This is a genomic window from Stieleria sedimenti (assembly GCF_025060895.1).
Lineage (GTDB): Bacteria > Planctomycetota > Planctomycetia > Pirellulales > Pirellulaceae > Stieleria > Stieleria sedimenti.
Genome location: NZ_JANZKV010000033.1, coordinates 1 through 23,296, shown reverse-complemented (window position 1 = coordinate 23,296; position 23,296 = coordinate 1). Strand labels below are relative to the sequence as shown.

Below are 23,296 nucleotides of genomic sequence, written 5' to 3'. Positions count from 1 at the left end.
ACAGACACTCTGCCACACGCAGCCTACTCCAAGGGCTCGCCGCTTTCCTCGGCGTGCTCGGCTTCTTCCAAACTCTCTTTCACCTCGGCGCCCGCGGTCCAGTAGAACACCGTGCCGATGATCGCGATGATCACTTTGACCATTTCAAAAACCAATGCGATCAACGTTCCCGATGCGTCGGTCGGTTCGGTGGGAATCAATTTGTAGAGCCACTCGATCGCGGCCTCGAACACCCCGATACCGGCGGGCGACAGGGGCAACGCCGAAGCCAGCATCCCGATCGGCACAATGATGAAATGGTCGCCCAGGGAAGGGACCGACGGATAGAGCCCGCACGCGATCAAGTACATGCTGAGCGTCAGCATGCCGTGCACGCCGACACTCATCAAAATCGAAATCCCAAACGCGATCGGGTGGTCATGAAACATCCGCAGCGGTGGACCGATTCGGTGAATCAGCCCGCCGACCAAGGGCAGCGTCTCACCCCAGCGGACCAAGCGATCGACGATTCGTCCGCCAAACACCAAGCCCGCCAACACGCCCGTTCCGACACCGACCAAGATCGCCGTTCCCAGCTTCAATTGATGCATCTCCTCACCGACGAGTGCGGACGCATCACCACCGGGCTGAAAAAAGAACGCGATCGACGCCAGCAAGAGCAGCCCATAAAGCCCAACTCCACGATCGACCAACACCGACGCGACGGCTTGAACGCGACGGCCAGGCCGACGTTTGGCCAAGAAAATCGCTTTGAACAGGTCTCCGCCCACGCTACCGGCGGAAACAAAGTTCAGCAGAAAACAGATCGCGCCCAAACGAAACGCTTCCAAAACCGTCAGCTCGATCCCCTGGCAGCGAACGAGCAAACACCAGCGGACGAAGGAAAGACTGATCGCGGCAACGGCGACCAACAACGCGCCCACCAGCAGCGGGTAGTTCTTGTCGTGCTGCGAGAGCGTTTCCCACTGCTGCGGTTCGACTCGAAACAGCAAGAAAACGATGATCCCCAGCGGGATCGCGATCTTGCAGAACGTTGCAACGAGTTGACGCTTGGATTTCATGGCGGCAGAATAGTCGGCCGCCTGAAAAAGGGTCAATGCTGGGAAGCACTTTTTAGCGGAACGGCGCGAGCCGTCCGGTTTCAGCGTGAAAAACCGGAGGGCTCGCGCCCTACCGCTAACAAAAACACCCCGCTTGGCATCACCGTTCGGAGCGATGTTTACTCGCCCAAAACCGTTTCCCCGTCACCGTCGGAAGCCGGCGGTTGACCGCTTGCATCCGAATCGGTCGCGGGTGTCGGATCGTTCATCAATTGTTGCATTGCCGCTTCGGCATCGCTGGACGCTTGATCGACCGGAGTCCCAGGTCCGAGGACCTCGTCGCCGGCTTCCAGCAGTGGGAACTGGTCTTCCAGGCTTTGCACGGGGGCTTCGGCCAAGGCTTCAAGCGCTTCACGTCGGTAGTTGACTTCCGATTCTTGGAACAAGCGGAAACCGGTACCGGCGGGAATCAGGTGCCCGAGGATGACATTCTCTTTCAGTCCGACCAGCTTGTCGACCTTGCCCGCCAACGCGGCCTCGGTCAAGACCTTGGTGGTTTCCTGGAACGACGCCGCCGAGATGAACGAGTTCGACTGCACGGCCGCCTTGGTGATCCCCAGCAACTGCGTACTGGCGGTCGCCTTCTTGGGCCGCTTGCCCTTCATCGGGGTGCCGCCCTCGGCTTCGATCTTGGCGTTGGTTTCTTCGAACAAGTCCTTCGGAATGATCGTGCCTTCGGTGTAATCACTGTCGCCGGCGTTGGCGATCTTGATGCACTTGGACAGCTCTTGATTGGCGTGACGGAACTGGAATCGGTCGATCACCAATCCGGGCAACAGGCTGGTGTCGCCGGGCGATTCGACCTTCACCTTCCGCAACATGCGAGCGATGATGATCTCGCAGTGCTTGTCGTTGATCTCGACCTTCTGCGATTGGTAGACCTGTTGGATTTCGTGCAACAGGTACTGCTGCACCGCTTCTTCACCGGAAACCCGCAGGATGTCGTGCGGCACCAGCGGCCCATCGACGATCGACTGGCCTGCTTTGACCATGTCGCCGGTGTGCACCAGGAAGTGCTTGCCGGTCGGGATCAAGTGTTCGCGTTCGATGCCCGATTCGCTGCGAACGACCACCGTCGTCTTGCCGCGTTTCTTTTCGGGCATGATTTCCACTTCACCGTCGACCTCCGCGATGATCGCCGGATCCTTCGGCTTGCGCGCCTCGAAGATCTCGGTGACCCGCGGCAAACCGCCGGTGATGTCGGAAACACCACCGCTGTCACGCGGCATTTCGGCGAGCACGTTGCCGGGCACGATGTCCTGGCCGTCGACGACGGAGATGGTTGCTTTTTCCGGCAGGAATTGAACGTTCAACGCCTTGCCGGTGTTGTCTTCGACGACGATCTGGGGGTGCAAATCACCCTTGTGATCGACGACGACCATTCGCATTTTACCGCTGGCTTCTTTCTCCGTTCGAACCGTTTCGCCTTCGACGATGTCTTCAAAGCGGACTTTACCGGAGACTTCCGACAGAATCGGGACCGAATACGGGTTCCACTCGCAAAGCGTTTCGCCCGGTTTGACCTTCTGGCCGTCTTCGACCATCAGCATCGACCCGGTCGGAATCGGATAGCTTTCGAACTCTCGACCGCGATCATCGACCAGCGCGATTTCACCGTTCCGCGTCAGAACGACCTTGCGACCTTCGGCGTTTTCGACCGCACGGATCCGTGTCAATCGAACCTCTCCGGCCTTCTTGCTCTTGATGTCGGATTCCTGCATTGCCTTGCTGACCGAACCACCGATGTGGAAGGTCCGCATCGTCAGTTGGGTGCCGGGCTCGCCGATCGATTGTGCGGCGATGATGCCCACCGCCATGCCCTCTTCGACCATCGCACCGGTCGACATGTCCATTCCGTAACAGCGACGGCAAACACCCAGGGGTGCGTCGCAGGTCATCGGCGAACGGACTTGCAGTTTTTCCAACCCCATCTGCTCGATCTTGCGAGCGATTTCGGGCGTGATCATTTCGCTTTCACCGACGACCACTTCATCGGTCACCGGGTTGACGATCGATTTGCGGCTGACGCGTCCGTTGATCGAATCGGACAACCGGACTTCGACTTTTTCACCGCGATAAACGACGCCCTTGGTGATCCCTTGGGTGGTGCCGCAATCGTCCATGGTGATGACGACGTTCTGCGCGACGTCGGCCAGTTTTCGAGTCAGGTAACCGCTGTCGGCGGTCTTCAGCGCCGTGTCGGCCAGACCCTTCCGGGCACCGTGCGTGGAACTGAAGTATTCCAACACCGACAGGCCTTCGCGGAAGTTCGCCTTGATCGGCGTCTCGATGATCTCACCGGTCGGCTTGGCCATCAGACCACGCATCCCGGCCAACTGACGAATCTGGGCGATACCACCACGAGCACCGGAGTGACTCATCAAAAAGACGGGGTTGATGTACCAACCGCCCTTTCGCACGTCGGATTCCATCGCGGCCATCATGTCGGTCGTGATCAATTCCCGCGCCTTGGTCCATTCGTCGAGCACCATGTTGTAGCGTTCGTCGTCGGCCATTTGACCGCGGTCGTACGCCTTCTTCAGACGCATGACTTCTTTTTCCGCCTCCTTGATGAAGCCGACTTTGGATTCCGGCGTGACCAAGTCATCGGTTGCAAACGACAGACCGCTGCGGGTCGATTCGCGGAAACCCATCTGCATCATGTCATCGAGCAGGTGGATCGTGGGGCGGCGACCGAGTCGTTGATAACAGTCGCTGATCGCGCTGGCCAAGTCGCCGCTACGCATCGCGCGGTTGTAGAAATCCATGCCGTCGGGCAGCATTTCGTTGAACCGAACGCGTCCCGGCGTGGTCTCGATGATCGCGCCGTATTTGGCGTCATTGTTTTCCGTTTTCAGACGCTGGTGCTTGGGCAGACGCATCTTGATCTTGGCGTGCAAGTCGACGATGCCCTGGGCGTACGCGAATTCAACTTCGTCGTACCCGGCAAACGTCATGCCTTCGCCCTTACGATCGGGCAACTCGCACGTCATGTAGTAGCAACCCATCACGATGTCCTGCGAAGGACTCATGATCGGTTTCCCGTTGGACGGTGCGAACACGTTGTTCGTACTCATCATCAACGTGTGCGCTTCGACCTGGGCTTCGATCGAAAGCGGCAAGTGGACGGCCATCTGGTCGCCGTCGAAGTCGGCGTTGAAGCCCTTGCAAACCAACGGGTGCAGGTTGATCGCGTTGCCTTCGACCAACGTCGGCTCGAACGCCTGGATCCCCATCCGGTGCAGCGTGGGTGCCCGGTTGAGCAGGACGGGGTGGTTGGTGATGACCTGTTCCAGGATATCCCAGACCTCTTCGTCCTTTCGCTCCAGCATCTTCTTGGCCGACTTGATCGTGTCGGCGTGACCGAGCTCTTTCAAGCGGCGGATGATGAAGGGCTGGTACAGTTCCAACGCGATCTTTTTGGGCAGACCACATTGGTGCAGCTTCAGCCGTGGGCCGACAACGATCACACTCCGTGCCGAATAATCGACTCGTTTGCCGAGCAGGTTTTCGCGGAAACGCCCTTGTTTCCCCTTGATCATGTCGGTCAACGATTTCAGCGGCCGGTTGGACGAACCGAGAACCGGACGCTTGCAACGGTTGTTGTCGAACAATGCGTCGACGGATTGTTGCAGCATTCGCTTTTCGTTGCGAATGATCACCTCCGGCGCGTTCAAATCGACCAACTTCCGCAGCCGGTTGTTGCGGTTGATGATCCGTCGATACAGGTCGTTCAAATCGCTGGTCGCAAAGTTACCGCTGTCCAGCAGCACCAACGGCCGCAAGTCCGGGGGAATGACCGGGATCACGTCCAACACCATCCACTCGGGACGGTTGTCGCTGTCGCGGATCGATTCGACGATCTTCAAGCGGTTCGTCAGGTCCTTTTTCTTTTGCTTGCTGCCGGTTTCATCCAGCTCGATCCGCAATTGTTCGGATAGTTGAACCAGGTCCAACTGGTTCAGTAGCTTGCGAACCGCTTCGGCACCCATGTCGGCTTCGAAGGTACCCGGGCCGTACTGTTGACGTGCGGCGCGGAACTCTTCTTCCGTCAGCAATTGCTGATGTTCCAGATCGGTTTGCCCCGGATCGACGACCACGTAGTCCTGGAAGTAGATCACTTTCTCGAGCGAGCTGGTTTTCATGTTGAGCAGATTGCCCAACCGGGACGGCATCGCTTTGAAGAACCAGATGTGCACGACCGGGGCGGCCAAATCGATGTGCCCCATGCGTTTGCGGCGAACGCGACTGTGCGTGACTTTGACGCCACAGCGGTCGCAGATCATGCCCTTGTACTTCATGCCCCGGTACTTGCCGCAGGCGCATTCCCAGTCCTTTTCGGGACCGAAAATCCGCTCGCAGAACAGCCCGTCTTTTTCGGGACGATAGGTCCGGTAATTGATCGTTTCCGGTTTTTTGACTTCACCAAACGACCAGCTCTTGATGTCCTGCGGCCGGGCCAAAGAGATTCGGACCGACGCGTAATCGTTGATGCGATCGTAGTTGCTGGTTTCGCCAATCGACATGATATGAAAGCCTTTAGCAGTTAGCGGTTAGCAGTTAGCTATTGATTTGTATTGAAGGTGACCGCAACCGGTGGGTGCGGTTGCGGCGATGGTGTAGGCGGGCGGCGGCCTGATGGGCCGCCGAGCCGTCGCCGCCGACTGGTCGCAATCGACCCGTCCGCCTTGACGGCCGAGCTGACCGCGTGGTTGACGCAGCCAGCTGTTCGCAGAGCTCTAAATCGGTCTCTTTTCAAGCTGCATGTTCAACGCCAATCCTCGGATCTCGTTGGTCAAGACGTCGAAGCTGGCCGGTGTACCGGCTTCCAACGTGTTCTCTCCCTTGACCATCGATTCGTAAATCTTGGTGCGGCCTTCCACGTCGTCGCTCTTGACGGTCAACAGTTCCTGCAGGATGTACGCGGCACCGTAGGCTTCCAAAGCCCAGACTTCCATCTCGCCGAAGCGTTGGCCGCCGAAGCGTGCCTTTCCGCCGAGCGGTTGTTGGGTGATCAACGAATAAGGACCCGTACTTCGTGCGTGAACCTTGTCGTCGACCAGGTGGTGCAGTTTCAGCATGTAGATGTAGCCGACCGTCGTCTCCTGTTCCATCGGTTCGCCGGTGCGTCCATCGCTCAAGCGGACTTTCCCGTGACGCGGCAATCCTGCTTCGTCCAGGGCCTCGTTGATATCTTCTTCGCTGGCACCGTTGAAGACCGGCGTGATGGACTGGAAGCCCAACTTCGCCCCGGCCCATCCCAAGTGCGTCTCGAGAATCTGGCCGACGTTCATCCGGCTGGGAACGCCCAGCGGGTTGAGCAGGATTTGCAGCGGCGTTCCGTCGGGCAAAAACGGCATGTCGGCGACCGGCAAGATCTTGGCGATCACACCCTTGTTTCCGTGTCGACCGGCCATCTTGTCACCGACGCTGATCACACGCTTGGTGGCGATGTAGACCTTGGCCATCTGCAACACGCCGCTGCGAAGTTCGTCACCCCGCTTCATGCTGTTGAGCTTTCGGTCGCGAAGATCGATCGCGACTTCGACGTTGGACCACTGGGTGTCGTAAACCTTCTGGACCGCTTCCTGTTTGTCTTCGCCCTTGACCTGATCCATGATGTGATCGAGTCGGAACGCGATGGCGCGTTCGGCGACGAACTTCGGATCCTGACCGTCGGCAAGCGGGGTCCCGGTGGAATCTTTCAGCTTCGCACCGGCGGCTTCTTCCAGGTCGCGGACCAGCGATTCAAAGGTGCTGGCGATCTCCGCGTTACCGGCCGCCTCGACCTCCTTCAACTCACGCTCGAACTCCTTCCGCTCGTCTTCGGACAGACTCATGCGTCGGGAGAACTTGTGGGTATCGATGACGATGCCTTCGATCCCCGAGGGAACCTCCAACGAATCGTTCTTGACATCTTCACCGGCGCGACCAAAGATCGCGTGCAGCAACTTCTCTTCCGGCGTCAGTTCGGTCTTGCTTTTCGGGCTGACCTTGCCGACCAGGATGTCGCCCGGTTTGACGTACGTCCCGACTTGGACGATCCCGTTTTCGTCAAGGTTGCGAAGCGCCTTTTCGCTGACGTTGGGGATGTCCCGCGTGAACTCTTCGCGGCCGAGTTTGGTTTCGCGGATTTCGACGTCAAAGTCTTCGATGTGAATCGACGTGTAGGTGTCGTTCCGCACCAGTTCTTCGCTGATGATGATCGCGTCTTCGTAGTTGAACCCGTCGAAAGACATGAACCCGACCAGAACGTTTCGCCCCAGCGCCAGCTCCCCGTCCCGGGTCGCGGCACCATCGGCGATGATCTGCCCTTGGGTGACGTCATCACCCAGTCGCACCAACGGTTTTTGGTTTTGACAGGTGCGTTCGTTAAGCCCCTGGTACTTCTTCAGCTCGTAGTGATCGCTGCCGATTTCGATTCGGCTCGAATCGACGTAAGTGACTTTGCCGGCGCGACGGGCACGCACCACCATCGCACTGTTGCGTGCGACCTGGCGTTCCATCCCGGTGCCGACGATCGGTGGCTCGGCGACCAGCAACGGAACGGCTTGTCGCTGCATGTTCGAACCCATCAACGCGCGGTTGGCGTCGTCGTGCTCGAGGAACGGAATCAGACCGGCCGAAACGCCCACCATCTGGCTCGGCGCGACGTCCATGTAGTTGACCTGATTGGGCTGCACGATCTTGAAGTCACTCCGGACCCGGGCGATCAAGTTCGGTCCAGGGACCAACGCTGCATCCTTGACCTCGGTGTCGGCCGGAGCCACATAGGCTTCGTTTTCTTCGTCGGCCCGCAACCACACCACTTCGTCGGTCACCACGCCTTCTTTGACGCAGCGATACGGGGTGATCAAAAATCCGTAATCATCGACGCCGGCGTAGATTGCCAACGAGCTGATCAGACCGATGTTCGTGCCTTCAGGGGTCTCAATCGGGCAGATCCGTCCGTAGTGCGAAATGTGCACGTCGCGAACTTCGAAACCGGCCCGTTTACGGTTCAAGCCGCCCGGGCCGAGTGCCGACAGCCGACGTTCGTGTGTCAACTGGCTGAGCGGGTTGGTCTGGTCAACGACCTGGGACAGCTCGCCACGGCCGAAGAAATAGTCGATCGCCGCGGAGACGCTCTTGGGATTGATCAAGGACCGCGGCGTCATGTCTTGGGCATCTTTGACGCTCATCCGCTCCTGCACCGTACGGCGCAGCTTCAAGAATCCTTTGCGGAGTTCTTCGCAGGCGAGTTCGTCGATCGTTCGTAGTCGGCGGTTGCCCAGGTGATCGATGTCGTCGATTTCCGCATCGCTGTCCGGGTCGAACAGTTCGATCAGGTAGCGAATCGACTCGATGATGTCGTCCGGTCGCAGCGTCATCACCGACTCGCTGACGCCCAAACCGAGCTTTCGATTCAAACGGAATCGGCCGACTTTGCCGAGCCGGTAGCGGTTGTCGTCGTAGAACTTTTCTTCGAACAGCACACGCGCCTTTTCCAGTTGCGGCGGGTTGCCGGGACGAAGCCGTTGGTAGATTCGCAACAACGCTTCTTCGTGGCTGGCGGTGTTGTCTTCCATCAACGTGTTGAAGATCACCGGAACCTTGGGAGCGTCCATGCACTGGATGCTGGTCACACCGGCGACGCAGATCGCTTCGGCGATCTCCTTGGTAATCCGGTGGGCGGCTTCGATGATGATTTCACCGGCACGTTCGGAACCGCTGGGGAACACGACATCGTCGACCGCGATCTTGCCTTCGATCTTCGCGGCGCTTTTGACGCTGGAAAGCTTCTCGGTGCGGGTCGGGTAAAACGCTTGCAGGATGTCGGCGTCGGTCGAATACTTCGGATCCATCGCGCGCAACAGCGTCGTCGCCGCGAACTTTCCGCTCTGGTCGATACGAACGGTCAACGCGTCTTTTTTCGTCACGTTGAACTCCACCCAACTGCCGCGTTCGGGGATCACCCGGCACGAAGGCAATTTGCGGTCGGTCGTCGTGTCTGTGTCCCAGACAAAATCGACACCGGGCGAGCGGTGAAGCTGGCTGACGACGACGCGCTCGGCACCATTGATGATGAACTCGCCGCCGCCCATCATGATCGGCATGTCGCCCAAGTACACCTCTTCCTCATGGGGCTCTTCGCGATTCAGCCGCAGCCAAATCCGAAGCGGCATCCCATAGGTCAGACGCAACTGCCGACATTCCTGGCTCGTGTAGCGAGGCTTGCCCAGCTCGTAACGCAGGTACTCAAGGGTGATATTCCCGTCGTAGCTGGCGATCGGGAAAATTTCTCGCAGGACGCTTTCAAGCCCTTTGTCTTCGCGAGCAAGTGAGTTGACGTCTTCTTGCAAGAATTCCTTGTAGGAAGCCGTCTGCAAGGCGGTCAGATCAGGCAGCTCAAAGCCACCCAGATCGGTTCCAAAGTGACGTACGGTTGTGGGGATCAGACGACGCTGGGACGTAACTGCCATCGGTAAAGAAAGCTCCTGCTGGACTTGAGATCCATGATCTCGGACGGCTATCGAATGGGTTTCGACCGAACTGCTACAAGCACTGCTGCTGCGACAACACAAAGACCCCGAAAGGTTCGATGACCCCGAACGGGTCGATTTTCCGATTGACGTGGCGAATCGGATTGGCGGACATTGGGTCGCTGGAGAGAATTGGGCCGGAAACGTTGAAGCCAGGACCCGGAGTCGCTATATCCACAAACAGCGATCGCCAAGACCGGTTCCCGCCGCAGAACGGCAGAAACAGGAATCATCAATTCGGTTGCGGGAAACGCGTTCGCCAAAACAATCTGACCAATAGTGGTCCGCGGTTTTGATACAATCACAGAACGCACGGGCGGGCATCCCTGACGATCAACGCGGATAAAATTGGGCCATCGACACGGATATAGACGGCTGGAACCTAGGCTCGATGTGGGAGAATATCACAACGGCCGCTATTACGAAAGCCCAACCCGCTTGACTGGCCCGGATTGTGCTGGGACTTCCGTTTTCAGCGCAAACCTCTACAACAAAACAACTTAGCGACATTCACCGCCGATCCCCACCAGCCCCCCGCCGCTGTTTTTTGGGCCAAGTGAGAAAATTGACGAAATTTTGAGCTGGTGCGGCGTCAACTTCCGCTCGACAGCCCGGTTACAGAAACATCGACTGAAACATCACCCAGCGGGCCGTCAACAGCGTCAGCAACAAACAACACCACCAGGACGCCACCTGGGCGACCGGCCGTCGGTGCAGCCGATACAGAATGCCGATCGACACCCCCGTGACGGTCGCCTTGAACAAGAACAAGCGAACCGGCTCGTCGATCATCCCGCTGCCCAACGGATTAAGCTCACGCATCAGCCCCGCATTCGCAGTCCCTAACGTCCAGACCAAATCCACCACCGAGAGCAACGCGACGATCAACAGCGATTGCCCCACCACCTTGCGATGTTTGGACCAGTCGGTCGGATCTGTTCCCGAACTCTCGATCTGAGGGCGGTTGGACAGCAAGTGGCCGAAACCGAGCACCACCACCGCCATCGCGAACACCGTCAACGGGTAAGAGATCTTGGAAATCCACTGGGTCGCTGCGGCCACTCGCTCGCCATCGGCTTCCGCTTGGTCGAATTTCTTCAGTTTCGCCTCCACACGCTCGCTGAACTCCGGAGTCGGCTGGAATTCCGTCAACAATCGGTCCCAATTCGCATCGGCCGGTTCCAAACGGCTGGAAATCTGCGTCATGGCTGACGTGCCGTCGGAGCCATGCAATGCTCGAAGCAATTCCACTCCTCCCTGTTCGGGATACAGCAACAGCGGCCGCTCCCCCGAGTAGAGAACAACGATCATGCCGAAGTTGACCGATTGGATGTCCTCAAAGAATCGACGAGGAAGGTCCGCAGACGAAGCCTCCGCAGGTTCGCGGAAACGCCAAGCATCTTCGGAATAGTTGACCCGTTGAAGCTGTGGATCACCGGGTGTCACCCGAGCCTCTCGCCCCCAACGCGGACGCCGCCGGCCGAAACGCCCTTCACGCTCGCGCTCCCGCTCCCGTGCCTGGTAGCCGGTCAAATCGAACGCATCTGCCTTGAAGGCGTGGCCGTTGATCGTCACCACACCCCCGTCATAGTCGATCTGATAGGGCGCGGGCAAATACTGCCCCTCCAAAAAGATGAACCCTTGCATCTTCGGGCTGCCGCCGATGGACTCCGCCCACCCCGTTCCGGCCATCGGACCGGCCCCCATCAGTGCCGCAAGCAGGCAGAGCCACGCAATCTGAAAGCCAAACACTGAACGATCCATCGGATTCCTCGATCTAGATGCGAACTTGGTAAGCCCCAAGGCGAAAGGCAGCGCCCTGCGGTATTGAATCCGATTGACCCCCGAAAGTTTCGCATAAGATTTTCAGGCTGCAGGTTATTGGCATGCCATCGGCTCAACGGCCTGTCGCGTGTCATTGAACCTACGCCAGCAGTTCGCGGACGATGCGCCCTTCCACATCCGTCAAGCGGAACTCTCGCCCCTGATAACGATACGTCAGTCGCTCGTGATCGAGCCCCAACAGGTGCAACACGGTGGCGTTGAGGTCGTGAACGTGCACGCCGTCCTGGACCACATCCATGCCGAATTCATCGGTCTTCCCATAGCGGACGCCGCCCTTGACCCCGCCGCCGGCCAGCCAGCACGTGAACGCGTCCTTATGGTGGTCCCTGCCGGACAGCCCCTGGCCCTTATTGCTGCCCTGGTTCAGTGGTGTACGCCCGAACTCTGATCCCCAAATGATCAGCGTGTCGTTGAGCAAACCGCGTCGCTTCAGATCACCGATCAGCGCGGCAATCGGGCGATCGGTCTGCCGACATTTCTCCGGCAGACGCTTTTCGATGTTACCGTGATGGTCCCAATCGGAATCGTAAAGCTCGATCAGCCGGACGCCGCGCTCGACCAACCGCCTGGCCAGCAAGCAGTTGTTGGCGAACGACGCGTTACCCGGCTCGGCGCCATACAGCGCCAAGGTCTCCTCCGTCTCCCCGTCCAGGCTCATCAGTTCGGGGACCGACATTTGCATCCGATACGACATCTCGTACTGGCTGATCCGCGTCGCGATCTCCTCGTCCCCGGTCGCCAAGCGTTGCTGCTCGTTGAGTTCCTCCAAGGCGTCCAAGACTTGCCGGCGTTCCTGCATCGAACGGCCTTCGGGGTTGGAAAGGAACAAAACCGGATCGCCCTTGGAACGAAATTGAATGCCCTGATAGATGCTCGGTAAAAAGCCGGGCGACCACATGCTGGTGCCCGCCCCGCCGGCCGGCCCACTGAGCATCACCACGTATCCCGGCAGGTCTTTGTTTTCCGAGCCGAGTCCGTAGCTGACCCAAGAACCAAAACTGGGCCGCCCGCCGCGACCGAACCCGGAGTGCAAGAACATCTGGGCTGGGGCGTGATTGATTTCGTCGGTGTGCATCGAATGAATGAACGCCAATTCGTCCGCGACCTGGCTCAGGTGCGGCCACAACTCGCTCATCGTGTGCCCGCACTGGCCTTGCCGAGCAAACTTCCACGGCGAACCGGCGAGCGTGGAGGTCTTGCCGATGAACGCAAAGTCGCGTCCCTTGGTAACCTCCGGCGGACAAGGCTGGTTGTGTCGTTTGACCAGTTCGGGTTTTTCCTGAAACAAATCCAACTGCGACGGCGCCCCGATCATGTGCAGATAAATCACATGCTTGGCGCGCGGCGTAAAATGCGGCCCGGCGGTCGCGGCGAACGAATCTTCACTCAGCAGTGACGCCAGCGCGATCGAGCCGAATCCGATCCCTCCGGTACCGAGAAACCCACGCCGGTCGAACCGGACGGCGTCACCCCGAGAGGCTTGGTCAGCCTGGGACTTGGAATTCACTTCGTGACGCGACATGCGATGACGATTCGTTGCGAAAGGTGATGGGGTCATCAGAAGACTCAGTCTTTGGTGATGGTTTCATGCAAGTTCAGCAGTGCGGTGGCGACGCCGTACATCGGATCGGCAGAACCCGATTGCTGACGATAAAGATGACGGAGCGTCGCAAGCTCACTGGCGTTCGGTTGCCGCGCCGTGCACCACTGAAAAGCAAACGCGATTTGGTCGTCGATCGATGCCTCGCCCCTCTCGGCCGCAATTCTTGACGACAGGGCTCGGGCGGCTTCGACGTAAACCGGATCATTCAGCAAGGTTAACGCTTGCAACGGTGTGTTGGTCCGAGAACGCTTGACGGTGCAGGCCAAACGCGCGGTGGCGTCGAAATTGATGAAACTGGGATACGGCGAGCCGCGTTTGACGACGACGTAGATGCCACGCCGATACCGCTCGCCGCCCGGGCTGACTTCGTAGTCATACGCCTCGCCGCCGACCTTGGACCAAACGCCGTCGGGTTGGTAGGGGCGAATCGATGGGCCGTGCTGACGCAAACTCAGCAAGCCGGAAATCGCCAGCGCGTTGTCGCGAATCATCTCGGCATCCATTCGGAACCGCGGCCCACGCGCCAGCAGACGGTTCTCGGCGTCGAGGTCGCGAAGTTCATCACGCAGGTTGGACGATTGCTGATACGTCGCCGACGTGACGATGGTCTTGAGCAGACCTTTCATCGACCACCCCCTGTCCATCAACTCGATCGCCAGCCAATCAAGCAGTTGAGGGTGCGACGGCGGTTCGCCCTTGATGCCAAAATCCTCCGGTGTGGTGACAATGCCGGCGCCGAAAAGTTCCATCCACCAACGATTGACGGTCACGCGAGCCACGAGCGGGTTGTCGCGCGAGACCAACCAACGGGCCAGCGTCAGACGGGTCTCCGGCCCGTCGGGGCGCGGGTGCAAGACCGCCGGGGTGCCGGGCTGAACCGGATCGCCCGGCGAGCGATAATCGCCCCGCTCAAATACCGCGGACGTTCGCGGCTGATCCAGTTCAATCATCACCAACGTCGTGTCGGGCGACAGCTGGTTGATCTGCTTTTGCAACTGAGCGATCTGCTTGTCGAGTGCTTTGAATGCCCTGTCCCGCTCGACCCGGAATTGGACCAGCGTTTTGCGTTCCTTGTCTGACCATTCGGCCGGAGACTTTCGCGCTGCCCGGGCGATCGCCTCGGGGACGGCTTCGGCGTCAACGTCTCCGGTCACGACCGAAAGCTTGAAGCGACCGATGGTCAGCGCTCGCCCGAAGTGTTGCGTCATCGTGATCGCCAACGGTTGATCTGCCGCAAGCTCGATCGGCTCGTCCAATACAAACGTCGCCCAGTGCGGTTTGCCCTGTTGCGGCGAAATCGCCCAGCCACTCTTCGGATCGTCATCGATCGCACCGGCCACGGGATAGTTCTGTTGCGAAAAACTCGCCTTCGCCGCCGTGAAGGAAAGCGACTGATTTCGCTCATCCGTCTCGGCCCCAGAATCGGCCCCGGCGTTTGCAACACGCTCCACCTGAAAATCGTTCAAGACAAAATTACGGCGTTCGTTTCGCCCCGGTCCTTGATCGGGAAGCGACTCGTCGAGCAAGACGTCCAAGCGAATCGCAGTGACACGAGGCGTCTGGGCCGTCGCCAGAACCCTGTACTGGTCCTTGTCCGGCGGGTCACCGCCTTGCAGCAAGATCGAACCGTCGTCAAGGCGCTCATAGGAGTCGGTCGAGCCTTCGGATTCAAACTCGATGATCTCAAGCGTGTGTGCCTGCGGCGATTGAGCGACCGACTTGGAAAGCTCTTTGCCCCACTCGTCCAGACCGGCGGACAGTTGCTCACGGAGCTGCTGTTGTCGCCCTTTGACGTCATCAAGTTGCCGCTGAAGCGCCATGCGTTGCTGATCGCGCGGCGGATCTTCCAAAGGCATGCTGGGACCTTGGAACTTGATCGACGACGGTTGCTTGGGGTTGGCCCGGTCCGCTTCCTGCACCGTGTTGTTGAAATAGGCCAACAACCGATAGTACTCTTTCGTTGTAAACGGATCGTACTTGTGATCATGACACTGGCAACATTCCAGGGTCGTCCCTAACCATACGGCGCCGGTCGTGTTGACCCGGTCGATGACTTGTTCGATACGGGTTTCTTCGGGCAGCGATCCGGCTTCGACGTTAGTCGGCGTGCAGCGGTGGAACCCCGTTGCGATTTTCTGTGACGCCGTCGCGCCGGGCAACAAGTCGCCGGCGACTTGCTCGATCGTGAACTGATCAAATGGCATGTCGTTGTTGAGCGCGTGGATCACCCAATCGCGATAGGCCCAGATGTCGCGAAAGTTGTCGCGTTGAAATCCATGCGAATCCGCATAGCGTGCCAGATCCAACCAGGGACGCGCCCAGCGTTCGCCGAACTGGGGACGACTGAGCAAGGAATCGACGATCGACTCGTAATGCCGGCGGCTCGGATCGCGCACGAATGCATCAACCTCGCTGGGCGTCGGCGGCAATCCGATTAAGTCCAGGTACAACCGACGGATCAGTTTCTCCGGCCGCGCCTTCGGCGCAGGAGTCAGGTTCTCCGTTTCAAGTCGGTGCAGCACGAAATGGTCGATCGGCGATTGCGGCCACGCGGTGTCGCGAACGTCCGGCAAGCTGGGACGGCGCGGGGCGACGTAGGCCCAGTGCTGCGCTGCGACGAACGTTTCCGGCCAAACCGCTCCGGCGGCGATCCAGCGACGCAGCGCGTCGACCTGTGATGCGGACAAGGGATCGCCGATCGCCGGCATGATTTCGTCGTGCCCGCGAGGCAAGATCACACGTCGCAACAGTTCACTCTCTTGCGGATTCCCCGGCTCGACCGAACCCGACTCAAGCAGATCATGACGGCGATCCAAACGCAAACCGGCCTCCTGCTTTTCCGACCCATGGCATTCAAAGCAAGACCGCTGCAAGATCGGGTAAACGTCCTTGGCAAAGTCAACCGAGGGCGTCGACTCGGGCTCGGCAGCAACGACCGACACAAACGACGTCGTGACAATGACTCCAGCCAGAACGACATCAGGAAACTTGAGCAAACTCATGGCGGGGCGGGGGAGGGCGTGCTGTTTCAACGTGATCTGAAGCGGCGGGATGCATGGGGAGGGAGGCTGATCTGCGATCCATTGTAAATCATTTACGAGCCTCCGCAGCAATTGACGACGTGATTCATGCGACCAGGTCCAAGTCAACCTCTTGCAGGAGATCACGTCGGTTCTTAAGTCACCCTCCCTGCCGGGGAGGGTCGAGCGAAGCGAGGGGAGGGTCGAACAAGTCAGTCGCCGCAAGGCCGCGCCCCCCTCGACGCATCGTCGCCGTTATACTCCGGTCCCCCGCCGCCGAAGTTCCGCTTCACCGCGATTGACGGCCTCCCGCCCATCCCTCCGGTTATCCCCGAAAACGAATTGATGCCGTCCTGGTACGAACTCGAGAACGCCGACGAAATCCCCTCCCCGACCCTACTGATCTATCCCGATCGCGTGCGGGCCAATCTTCGACGCATGATTGCCTGGGCAGGCGTCGATCGTTTGCGACCACACGTCAAGACGCACAAGTTGCCACAGATCATTCAGATGAAGCTGGAGGCCGGGATCAGCAAATTTAAAACCTCCACGATCGCCGAGGCGGAGATGACCGCGGCGGCCGGCGGACGCGATGTGCTCCTCGCCTACCAACCCGTCGGGCCCAACATCCGACGGCTGGTGGAACTCGTCGGTGCGTTTCCCCAAACCCAGTTTTCGACGATCGTCGACGCACCCCGGATCGCCCAGTCGCTCTCCGAGGCCGCTCAGCGGCGGCAAGTCAGCGTGGACGTGTTGATCGATTTGAACATCGGGATGAACCGGACCGGCATTGCACCCAACGCCGACGCCGTTGCGCTGTACCGCTTCCTTGCCGCCGCCGAGGGGCTTCGTCCGGCTGGGCTGCACGCCTACGACGGACACATCCATGACACCGACGAGGCGTTGGTTCGGCGACAGGTTGCCGCCGCGTTTGAGCCGGTGTGGGACTTGCGACGGGAACTTCTGGCCGAAGGCTTGGCGGTCCCCAAAGTCGTCGGCTGCGGCACGGTCTCGTCCAGCATCTTGGCCGCCGAGCAAGACATCGAAGTCAGCGCGGGAACGTCGGTGCTTTGGGACGCCGGTCAGCCGACCTTCACGCCGCCGATGGAAGTCGATCAGGCCGCCGTGTTGCTGGCTCGCGTGATCAGTCGGCCCGCCCCAAGACTCCTTTGCATCGACCTGGGCTACAAAGCGGTCGCCTCGGAAATGCAGCCTCCGCGGGTCACGTTTTTTGGACTCGAAGACGCCGAAGCCGTGGGGCACAGCGAAGAACACTTGGTGCTGAAGACCGATCGTGCGGATGAGTATCCCGTCGGCACCGTGCTGTATGGCGTTCCCACCCACATCTGCCCGACGGTCGCCTTGCACGCGGAAGTCTGGTGCGTCGACAAGGGACGCGCCGTCGAGCCCTGGCCCGTTGTGGCCAGAACCAGACGGATCACCATTTGAACAACGCCCGTGGGACGCGGCTTCCAGCCTCTCCCACCCGCTTACTCGCACGATGCTCTCTCAGGCAGAAACACATGGATTCCCCCCCTGATTCAACCCACGTCGACAGCCACCCCACGTCGGTGCGAAAACGGATCATCGCCGTCAGCGTGTTGATGGCGTTCATGCTGTATCTGGACCGTGTCTGCCTTGGCGAAATCGTCAAGAGCGATTCCTTCCTGAACGATTTCAAGGGGGCCTCACGAGAAGAAATCGGTGAAGTGTTGGGCGCTTTCTTTTTTGCCTACGCGCTCTTTCAAGTGCCTTCGGGCTGGGCCAGCGATCGGTTCGGCGGACGGATCATGCTGACGTTTTACATCCTCGCGTGGTCGCTGTTGACCGGATGGTCGGGCATGGGGGCGACGCTGGGCGCCTTGCTGGTCGCGCGGCTGGCCTTCGGTGTCGCCCAAGCGGGCGCGTACGCGACCAGCAGTGGCGTGATCCGCAATTGGTTTCACTTTCGCGCCCGCGCCCAGGCCAGTTCCTTCGTCTCGATCGGCGGGCGACTCGGCGGAACGCTGGCCCCGTTCCTGACCACGTTTCTTGTTTTCCAGCTCAGCAGCTGGCGCTACGTGCTGTATCTGTATTGCGTCATCGGGTTGATCGTCGCGGTCGCCTATTACGTGATCGTTCGAAACCGGCCGGAGGAGCACGCGGGGGTCAATGATGCGGAACTGGAATGGATCGGCCGCTCGGATCAATCGGCCGCTGAAACGGCCGCGGCGACAACAAACCTTCGCGACATCGGACCGATGATGTTGGCGATCATTCAAAGTCGCTCGCTGTGGCTCAATTCGCTGGCCCAGTTCTGCTTGGTGTTCGGTTGGGCGTTTTTGATCACCTGGCTGCCGACGTTCTTAAAAGAAGAACGCGGCGTCGAAGCGTTGCTCGGTTCGCTGATGGTCACCGGGGTGCTGGCCATCGCCATTCCCGGCCAGTTGATCGGCGGCTGGCTGGGCAATCACGCCGTCGTGCGGTTGGGGCACCGTTGGGGTCGGATCGTGCCGCTGACCGTCACGTGTTGTCTGGCCGGGTTTGCCTACCTCGGCTGTTTGAGCTACCAGTCGGTCTGGTGGGTCGTGGCGTGCTGCGCGATGGTGTCACTGATGACCGACATCGGCAACCCGACGGTCTGGGCGTTCATGCAAGATGTGGGCGGGCGAAACACCGCCGCCGTGTTCGGCTGGGGGAACATGTGGGGCAACTTCGGCGCCGCGGCCAGTTCGATCGTGGTGCCACGGTTGATGACACTCGGCGAAACGTCTGGCAGCGGAGAGACCTACGTGTTCTTGACCTGCGCGGGCATGTACTTTTTGGCCGCGATCGCCGTGCTCGGGACTGATGCGACTCGGCAGATCCGCCGACCGGATTCCGAAGCGATCTCATCCGATTCGTAACGGCAGCGTTTTCATCACTCAGTGTGCTATCAGTCTCCGCGTCGTGCCTTGGAACCTCCATTTCACCCCTCCCCTCCCCTGCTCCGCCCGGACGAACGATGAACTTGATTTTTGACGCCCACCTCGATCTCAGCATGAACGCGATCGAATGGAATCGAGACCTGCGGCGACCGGTGTCCGAAATCCGAGCCGCCGAACGGAATTTACCGCCGCTGATGAAGGGCCAAGCGGCAGGCGTGGTTTCGCTCAGCGAGATGCGCCGTGGCGGAATCGGAATCTGTGTCGCCACTCAGATCGCCGGCTGCATGAAACCTCGCTCGTTCGTCGCCAATTGGGAATCACCGTCGCAGGCTTGGGCGATGACTCAGGGGCAACTCGCCTGGTACCGAGAGATGGAAGAACAGAACGAGATGTTTCAAATCCGGGATCTTCAAGGTTTGGAAAGCCATCTCAAACGCTGGGCCGATCCGACCGCCGCGGCCAAAGCCAACGCACCGATCGGGTACATTTTGTCCCTGGAAGGTGCCGATTCGATTGTCACGCTGGACCATTTGGATCGGGCTTGGGAGTACGGATTGCGGGCGTTGGGGCCATCGCACTACGGGATCGGCCGCTATTCGATGGGGCACGACGTTGAAGGAGGTCTTCCGCACCAGGGCCGCGAATTGATTCGGCGGATGGATCAGTTGGGCCTGATCCTGGATGCCACACACCTCAACGACGCCTGCTTTTGGGAAGCCCTGGATCTGTTCGGCGGGTCGATTTGGGCCAGCCATCAGATGTGCCGCGCCTTGGTCGACGATCCGAGGCAGTTCAGCGACGAACAAATCAAAGCGGTGATCGATCGCGGCGGCGTGCTCGGGGCGGCGTTTGATGTTTGGATGGTCGTGCCCGGATTCGTTCGGGGGCAATCTCATCCCAAGGACATGAACATCACACTCGAAGACATCGCCAACCATATCGATCACGTTTGCCAATTGGCCGGCAACGCCCATCACTGTGGGTTGGGCAGTGACTTGGACGGGGGCTTTGGCAACGAACAATGCCCCCGCGATATCGAGACGATCGCCGACCTGCAGAAACTCGAAAGCCTGCTGGCCGGCCGTGGCTATAGCGAATCGGATCGTGCCGCGATCTTCCATGGCAACTTTGTTCGCGTGCTTCGCCAAGCCTGGGATTAGGGTCAGCCTGGGATTAGGGGATTAGGGTCGATTAGGGGATTAGGGTCTGTCCCCAGCCTGGGATTAGGGTCTGTCCCCAGCCTGTATGGGATTAGGGTCTGTCCCCAGCCTGAGCCTGGGGTTGGGGTCTGTCCCTGAACAGCCTGCGGTCAGGGTCTGTCCCTGAACGCTGTCGCTTTCTTCGCCAGGCGGTGGCTGTCCGCGTTCGAGCGCCCGCAGCTCCATTTGGATTCAAGTTGAGGGACTGAGCACTCGTGCACAGGCGGTTTCGGAAAGATGTTTTAGGCGAACTGGAAAATCTTTTTCCAGAACATTGCGAGAACTGCGGGTGAGCGACAGGCGTGTTCAGGCATTCGACTCCAAACGATGCCTTTTCTCGCATTTTCAATGACGCCCAATCGAATTGGCCCAATCCTTGCGTTGGCGGAGAGAGCAATGAGCTGAGTTGTTCGAAGCTCAATCCCCTTCTCTCTTTCCCATGAGACGTTGAGCAATGAAGATGACCCTTGCGTTCGCTGCTTTGGTGGCTGGTGTTGGTGTTTGGGCAGGCAATTGCGGTGCCGACGAGTCGGCTGCCAAGCAATCCGATCGACCAACGATTCGAGACGAACGCCCCGAAAACTTGCGTGGCTGGGTGATCGTGTCCAACAGCGCCTACTGGCCGCTCTGCTACGAGGCATTGGAGAATCTGACGCAGGTACGCAATCAAGCCGCCTCGACAGACAACGCAGCGCTCGTCGGTACGCTCGACAAATGCTCCGCGTGGCTCAAGCTGGCCGCGTCCGCAGCCATGGTCCGTGAGGAATCGAGAATCATGACGATCGCCGACAAAATCGACGAAGTATCGGTCTGTCTACAAGAAAACGAGACGCCGCCGACCCCGCGAGAAATTGAAGTGCTGGCAACGATGGGCGAACTGGCGATCGCCAAGTCGCACCTGATTCGAGCCACACAAGACTTCCCACAGCATAAAACGTCCCAGTACCAGCCCACGAAAAAACCGGTTTCCGCCGAACTGGCCGCAGAAGAAAAAGAGATCCGATCGGCCCGGCTCGAACGAGACCGTGACCAGTATCGCTACGACGTGGGACAATCACTGCGGCACCTGACCGTCGCCCAGGTTTACCTGCGTGCCGTCGCCGAACAAGGCGAAATCGAACTCGGTGAACTCGCAGCGGAAACGGTAGCCCCGCTCCAAGGCCAGGAAGCTGGCGGCGATTTGGTGAGCAAAGACATGGACATCAACCTGCTGGCCGAGAAACTGATGAAAGCCATCGACACCGCACAAACTCGCCTGACAACGGAACTGAAATGGGAATCCAAAGCCGTCATCTCGAGCGAAAACTGAGCGGAACAAATGCTGAGTGGTCCTCTTGACTGCCTCGACCAAACGATCGGATTGCGTGGCGATTGAATTGCAGCGCAATCCGATCTTGTTTTGAGGAGCGACCAACGCGTTCGTTGAGATCTGCCTAGAACGGAGCGACGTCATCGTCGAGGTCACCGGCCACAGGCACTCCGGCAAGCTGAGCCAGTTCTTGAAACATCTCACTGACCGCTTCGCTGGACGGTTCGTCGGCGGTGGCGATGAAGTAATCCGGCTGGATCCCGAGCTCGGTTTTGATGACCGTCGCGATTTCGGGATCGACATCCATCAACGTCGCCGCCATCTCAAAGTCCCGGTCGTCCAACGTCTGATCGGCGAGACTTTCCAGCAAGCTGAACCAGTGCTGTAGATCACCATCGCCGTCGGGAGTAAATCGCAAGTACGCTTCGATCTCCTCCGGTGTCAGGCCCTCCCGGAGACACTTTTCCTGGTACGCCGCGGTGATCAGTTCCTGCCAACTCTGTGCGTCCTCCTCCCCTTCGTCACCGCCTTCGTCGTAGTCGTCATAGTCGTCGTCATCATCCTCCAAATCCAATCCGCCCTCGCCGAGCGTGTAATCCATTTCCGACGCATCCATCCGTTCCAGGTCACGTTCAATTTCGAGATAGGAAAGGACGTTTCGATAGACGGCGTAGAACGATGCTTTTTCCAGCGCGTTCCACTCCTCGGGATCGCCGGATCCATTCAAGGCACAGCGGGAAACCGAGAGCAACAAACTCAGTTGCTGTTGCCAATGCAATTCATCAAACAACGTGACGCCGAAGGACCAGATCGACACGTAGTCTTCGCTCCCGTCGAACAGAGCCTCGCGGAAAACATCCAGCATCACGCCGAGCGACTCGCGATACAACGCCGCATGCGTGCCGGTCAACTGATGCGATTCATTGGGGTCAAAGATCACCGGGTCTCTCCATGGGGAGGCGATGGCGAGGGGAGGCGATGGGGACGCGACGTCAACGCGACGAGGACGAACCATTCATTTCATCGTTTCACGACCAATGTCCCCAATCACGACACGCCTAATCTGGCATTCGCGCCAACAGCCGTCTACACGACACACCCCAGTTTGTCCCATTCTCCCCGTTTTACCGTCCCCATTCACCCCGGGGTCTGTCCCCATTCACCTGTCTTGCTCGGGGTCTGTCCCCATTCACCTGTCCCCATTCACCCCGAATAGTTGCTCCGCATTCACCCTGGGGTCTGTCCCCATTCACCCCGGGGTCTGTCGTTGCTCGTAGTTGCTCCGGGGTCTGTCCCCGATAGTTGATGTCGTTGCTCGGGGTCTGTCCCCGATAGTTCCCTGCTCCGGGGTCTGTCCCCGATAGTTGGTGTCGTTGCTCGGGGTCTGTCCCCGATAGTTCGGGGTCTGTCCCCGATAGTTCGGGGTCTGTCCCCGATAGTTCGGGGTCTGTCCCCGATAGTTCGATAGTTGCTAGCGACGGCCAGAGAAAGCAAAAAGCTGGCGGTAGCGCTGAGGTTGTAACCGTGACGTGATCGCGACCGACTGAGACAGCAAGGCAAACTTCGACGCGGGAAACAATGCGAAAATGCTCCTCAACGGAAAAGAGCAACTCATTTGGTGACTCGCTACGTTCGCGTCGCCCTCGGCGGTCACCGTGTGCATATCACGAGCGACGTTCAGCAGCGTGGCTGATTGCTTGGGAGAGTGAGTTGGGAGGCGGGATTGCTAAGCCGCTTGCCCGAATAGGTCGCGGGTTTGCTTGGGCACGTAAAAACGACGCCCTGTCTGCTT

11 protein-coding genes are annotated in these 23,296 nt (G+C 59.3%); 4 read left to right on the top strand and 7 right to left on the bottom strand.

Translation table 11 applies throughout. From position 1 onward, the window contains the following. Positions 1-23: 23 nt before the first annotated feature. The 6 genes from NZK35_RS04525 to NZK35_RS04500 form a co-directional block, all read right to left on the bottom strand. Positions 24-1,061, bottom strand: coding sequence for a lysylphosphatidylglycerol synthase transmembrane domain-containing protein (locus NZK35_RS04525; protein WP_259631405.1), 1,038 nt, complete (start codon positions 1,059-1,061; stop codon positions 24-26). Positions 1,062-1,219: 158 nt separating this feature from the next. Continuing rightward, the gene (rpoC, locus tag NZK35_RS04520) at positions 1,220-5,626 is read right to left on the bottom strand and encodes a DNA-directed RNA polymerase subunit beta' (protein WP_259631404.1); all 4,407 of its coding nucleotides are present in this window, start codon (positions 5,624-5,626) and stop codon (positions 1,220-1,222) included. Between the two features lie 213 nt (positions 5,627-5,839). Further along, entirely contained in the window at positions 5,840-9,562 is a 3,723-nt protein-coding gene (gene rpoB, locus NZK35_RS04515) for a DNA-directed RNA polymerase subunit beta (protein ID WP_259631403.1), read from the bottom strand. Between the two features lie 675 nt (positions 9,563-10,237). Continuing rightward, positions 10,238-11,386 carry a DUF5658 family protein gene (locus NZK35_RS04510; RefSeq protein WP_259631402.1) on the bottom strand — a complete coding sequence of 383 codons (1,149 nt, stop codon included), beginning with the start codon at positions 11,384-11,386 and terminating at the stop codon, positions 10,238-10,240. A gap of 160 nt (positions 11,387-11,546) precedes the next feature. Then, positions 11,547-13,025 (bottom strand): DUF1501 domain-containing protein, encoded by a 1,479-nt coding sequence (locus NZK35_RS04505; RefSeq protein ID WP_259631401.1) that lies wholly within the window; start codon positions 13,023-13,025, stop codon positions 11,547-11,549. Positions 13,026-13,033: 8 nt separating this feature from the next. Beyond that, entirely contained in the window at positions 13,034-16,072 is a 3,039-nt protein-coding gene (locus NZK35_RS04500) for a PSD1 and planctomycete cytochrome C domain-containing protein (protein WP_259631400.1), read from the bottom strand. A 363-nt stretch (positions 16,073-16,435) separates the two neighbouring features. On the opposite strand from NZK35_RS04500, the gene NZK35_RS04495 reads away from it, so the two are divergent. The 4 genes from NZK35_RS04495 to NZK35_RS04480 all read left to right on the top strand — a co-directional run bounded on the left by NZK35_RS04495 (position 16,436) and on the right by NZK35_RS04480 (position 21,504). Continuing rightward, positions 16,436-17,539: a D-TA family PLP-dependent enzyme gene (locus tag NZK35_RS04495; protein WP_259631399.1), complete on the top strand. Its 1,104-nt coding sequence runs from the start codon at positions 16,436-16,438 to the stop codon at positions 17,537-17,539. Positions 17,540-17,613: 74 nt separating this feature from the next. Next, positions 17,614-18,975 (top strand): MFS transporter, encoded by a 1,362-nt coding sequence (locus NZK35_RS04490; RefSeq protein WP_259631398.1) that lies wholly within the window; start codon positions 17,614-17,616, stop codon positions 18,973-18,975. A gap of 98 nt (positions 18,976-19,073) precedes the next feature. Next, positions 19,074-20,156, top strand: a complete 1,083-nt coding sequence (locus tag NZK35_RS04485; protein ID WP_259631397.1) for a dipeptidase — start codon at positions 19,074-19,076, stop codon at positions 20,154-20,156. Between the two features lie 493 nt (positions 20,157-20,649). Beyond that, entirely contained in the window at positions 20,650-21,504 is an 855-nt protein-coding gene (locus tag NZK35_RS04480) for a hypothetical protein (RefSeq protein ID WP_259631396.1), read from the top strand. A 124-nt stretch (positions 21,505-21,628) separates the two neighbouring features. Here the strand turns inward: NZK35_RS04480 and NZK35_RS04475 are convergent, their stop codons facing one another. After that, on the bottom strand, positions 21,629-22,519 hold the full coding sequence (locus NZK35_RS04475) for a hypothetical protein (protein WP_259631395.1): 891 nt from the start codon (positions 22,517-22,519) through the stop codon (positions 21,629-21,631). Between the last annotated feature and the right edge of the window lie 777 nt (positions 22,520-23,296).

Coding starts and splice junctions, on each gene's coding strand:
- NZK35_RS04485 (WP_259631397.1), top strand. CDS start 19,074: ATGAACTTGATTTTTGACGCCCACCTCGATCTCAGCATGAACGCGATC.
- NZK35_RS04495 (WP_259631399.1), top strand. CDS start 16,436: ATGCCGTCCTGGTACGAACTCGAGAACGCCGACGAAATCCCCTCCCCG.
- NZK35_RS04510 (WP_259631402.1), bottom strand. CDS start 11,386: ATGGATCGTTCAGTGTTTGGCTTTCAGATTGCGTGGCTCTGCCTGCTT.
- rpoB (WP_259631403.1), bottom strand. CDS start 9,562: ATGGCAGTTACGTCCCAGCGTCGTCTGATCCCCACAACCGTACGTCAC.
- NZK35_RS04480 (WP_259631396.1), top strand. CDS start 20,650: ATGAAGATGACCCTTGCGTTCGCTGCTTTGGTGGCTGGTGTTGGTGTT.
- rpoC (WP_259631404.1), bottom strand. CDS start 5,626: ATGTCGATTGGCGAAACCAGCAACTACGATCGCATCAACGATTACGCG.
- NZK35_RS04475 (WP_259631395.1), bottom strand. CDS start 22,519: ATGGTTCGTCCTCGTCGCGTTGACGTCGCGTCCCCATCGCCTCCCCTC.
- NZK35_RS04505 (WP_259631401.1), bottom strand. CDS start 13,025: ATGACCCCATCACCTTTCGCAACGAATCGTCATCGCATGTCGCGTCAC.
- NZK35_RS04525 (WP_259631405.1), bottom strand. CDS start 1,061: ATGAAATCCAAGCGTCAACTCGTTGCAACGTTCTGCAAGATCGCGATC.
- NZK35_RS04500 (WP_259631400.1), bottom strand. CDS start 16,072: ATGAGTTTGCTCAAGTTTCCTGATGTCGTTCTGGCTGGAGTCATTGTC.
- NZK35_RS04490 (WP_259631398.1), top strand. CDS start 17,614: ATGGATTCCCCCCCTGATTCAACCCACGTCGACAGCCACCCCACGTCG.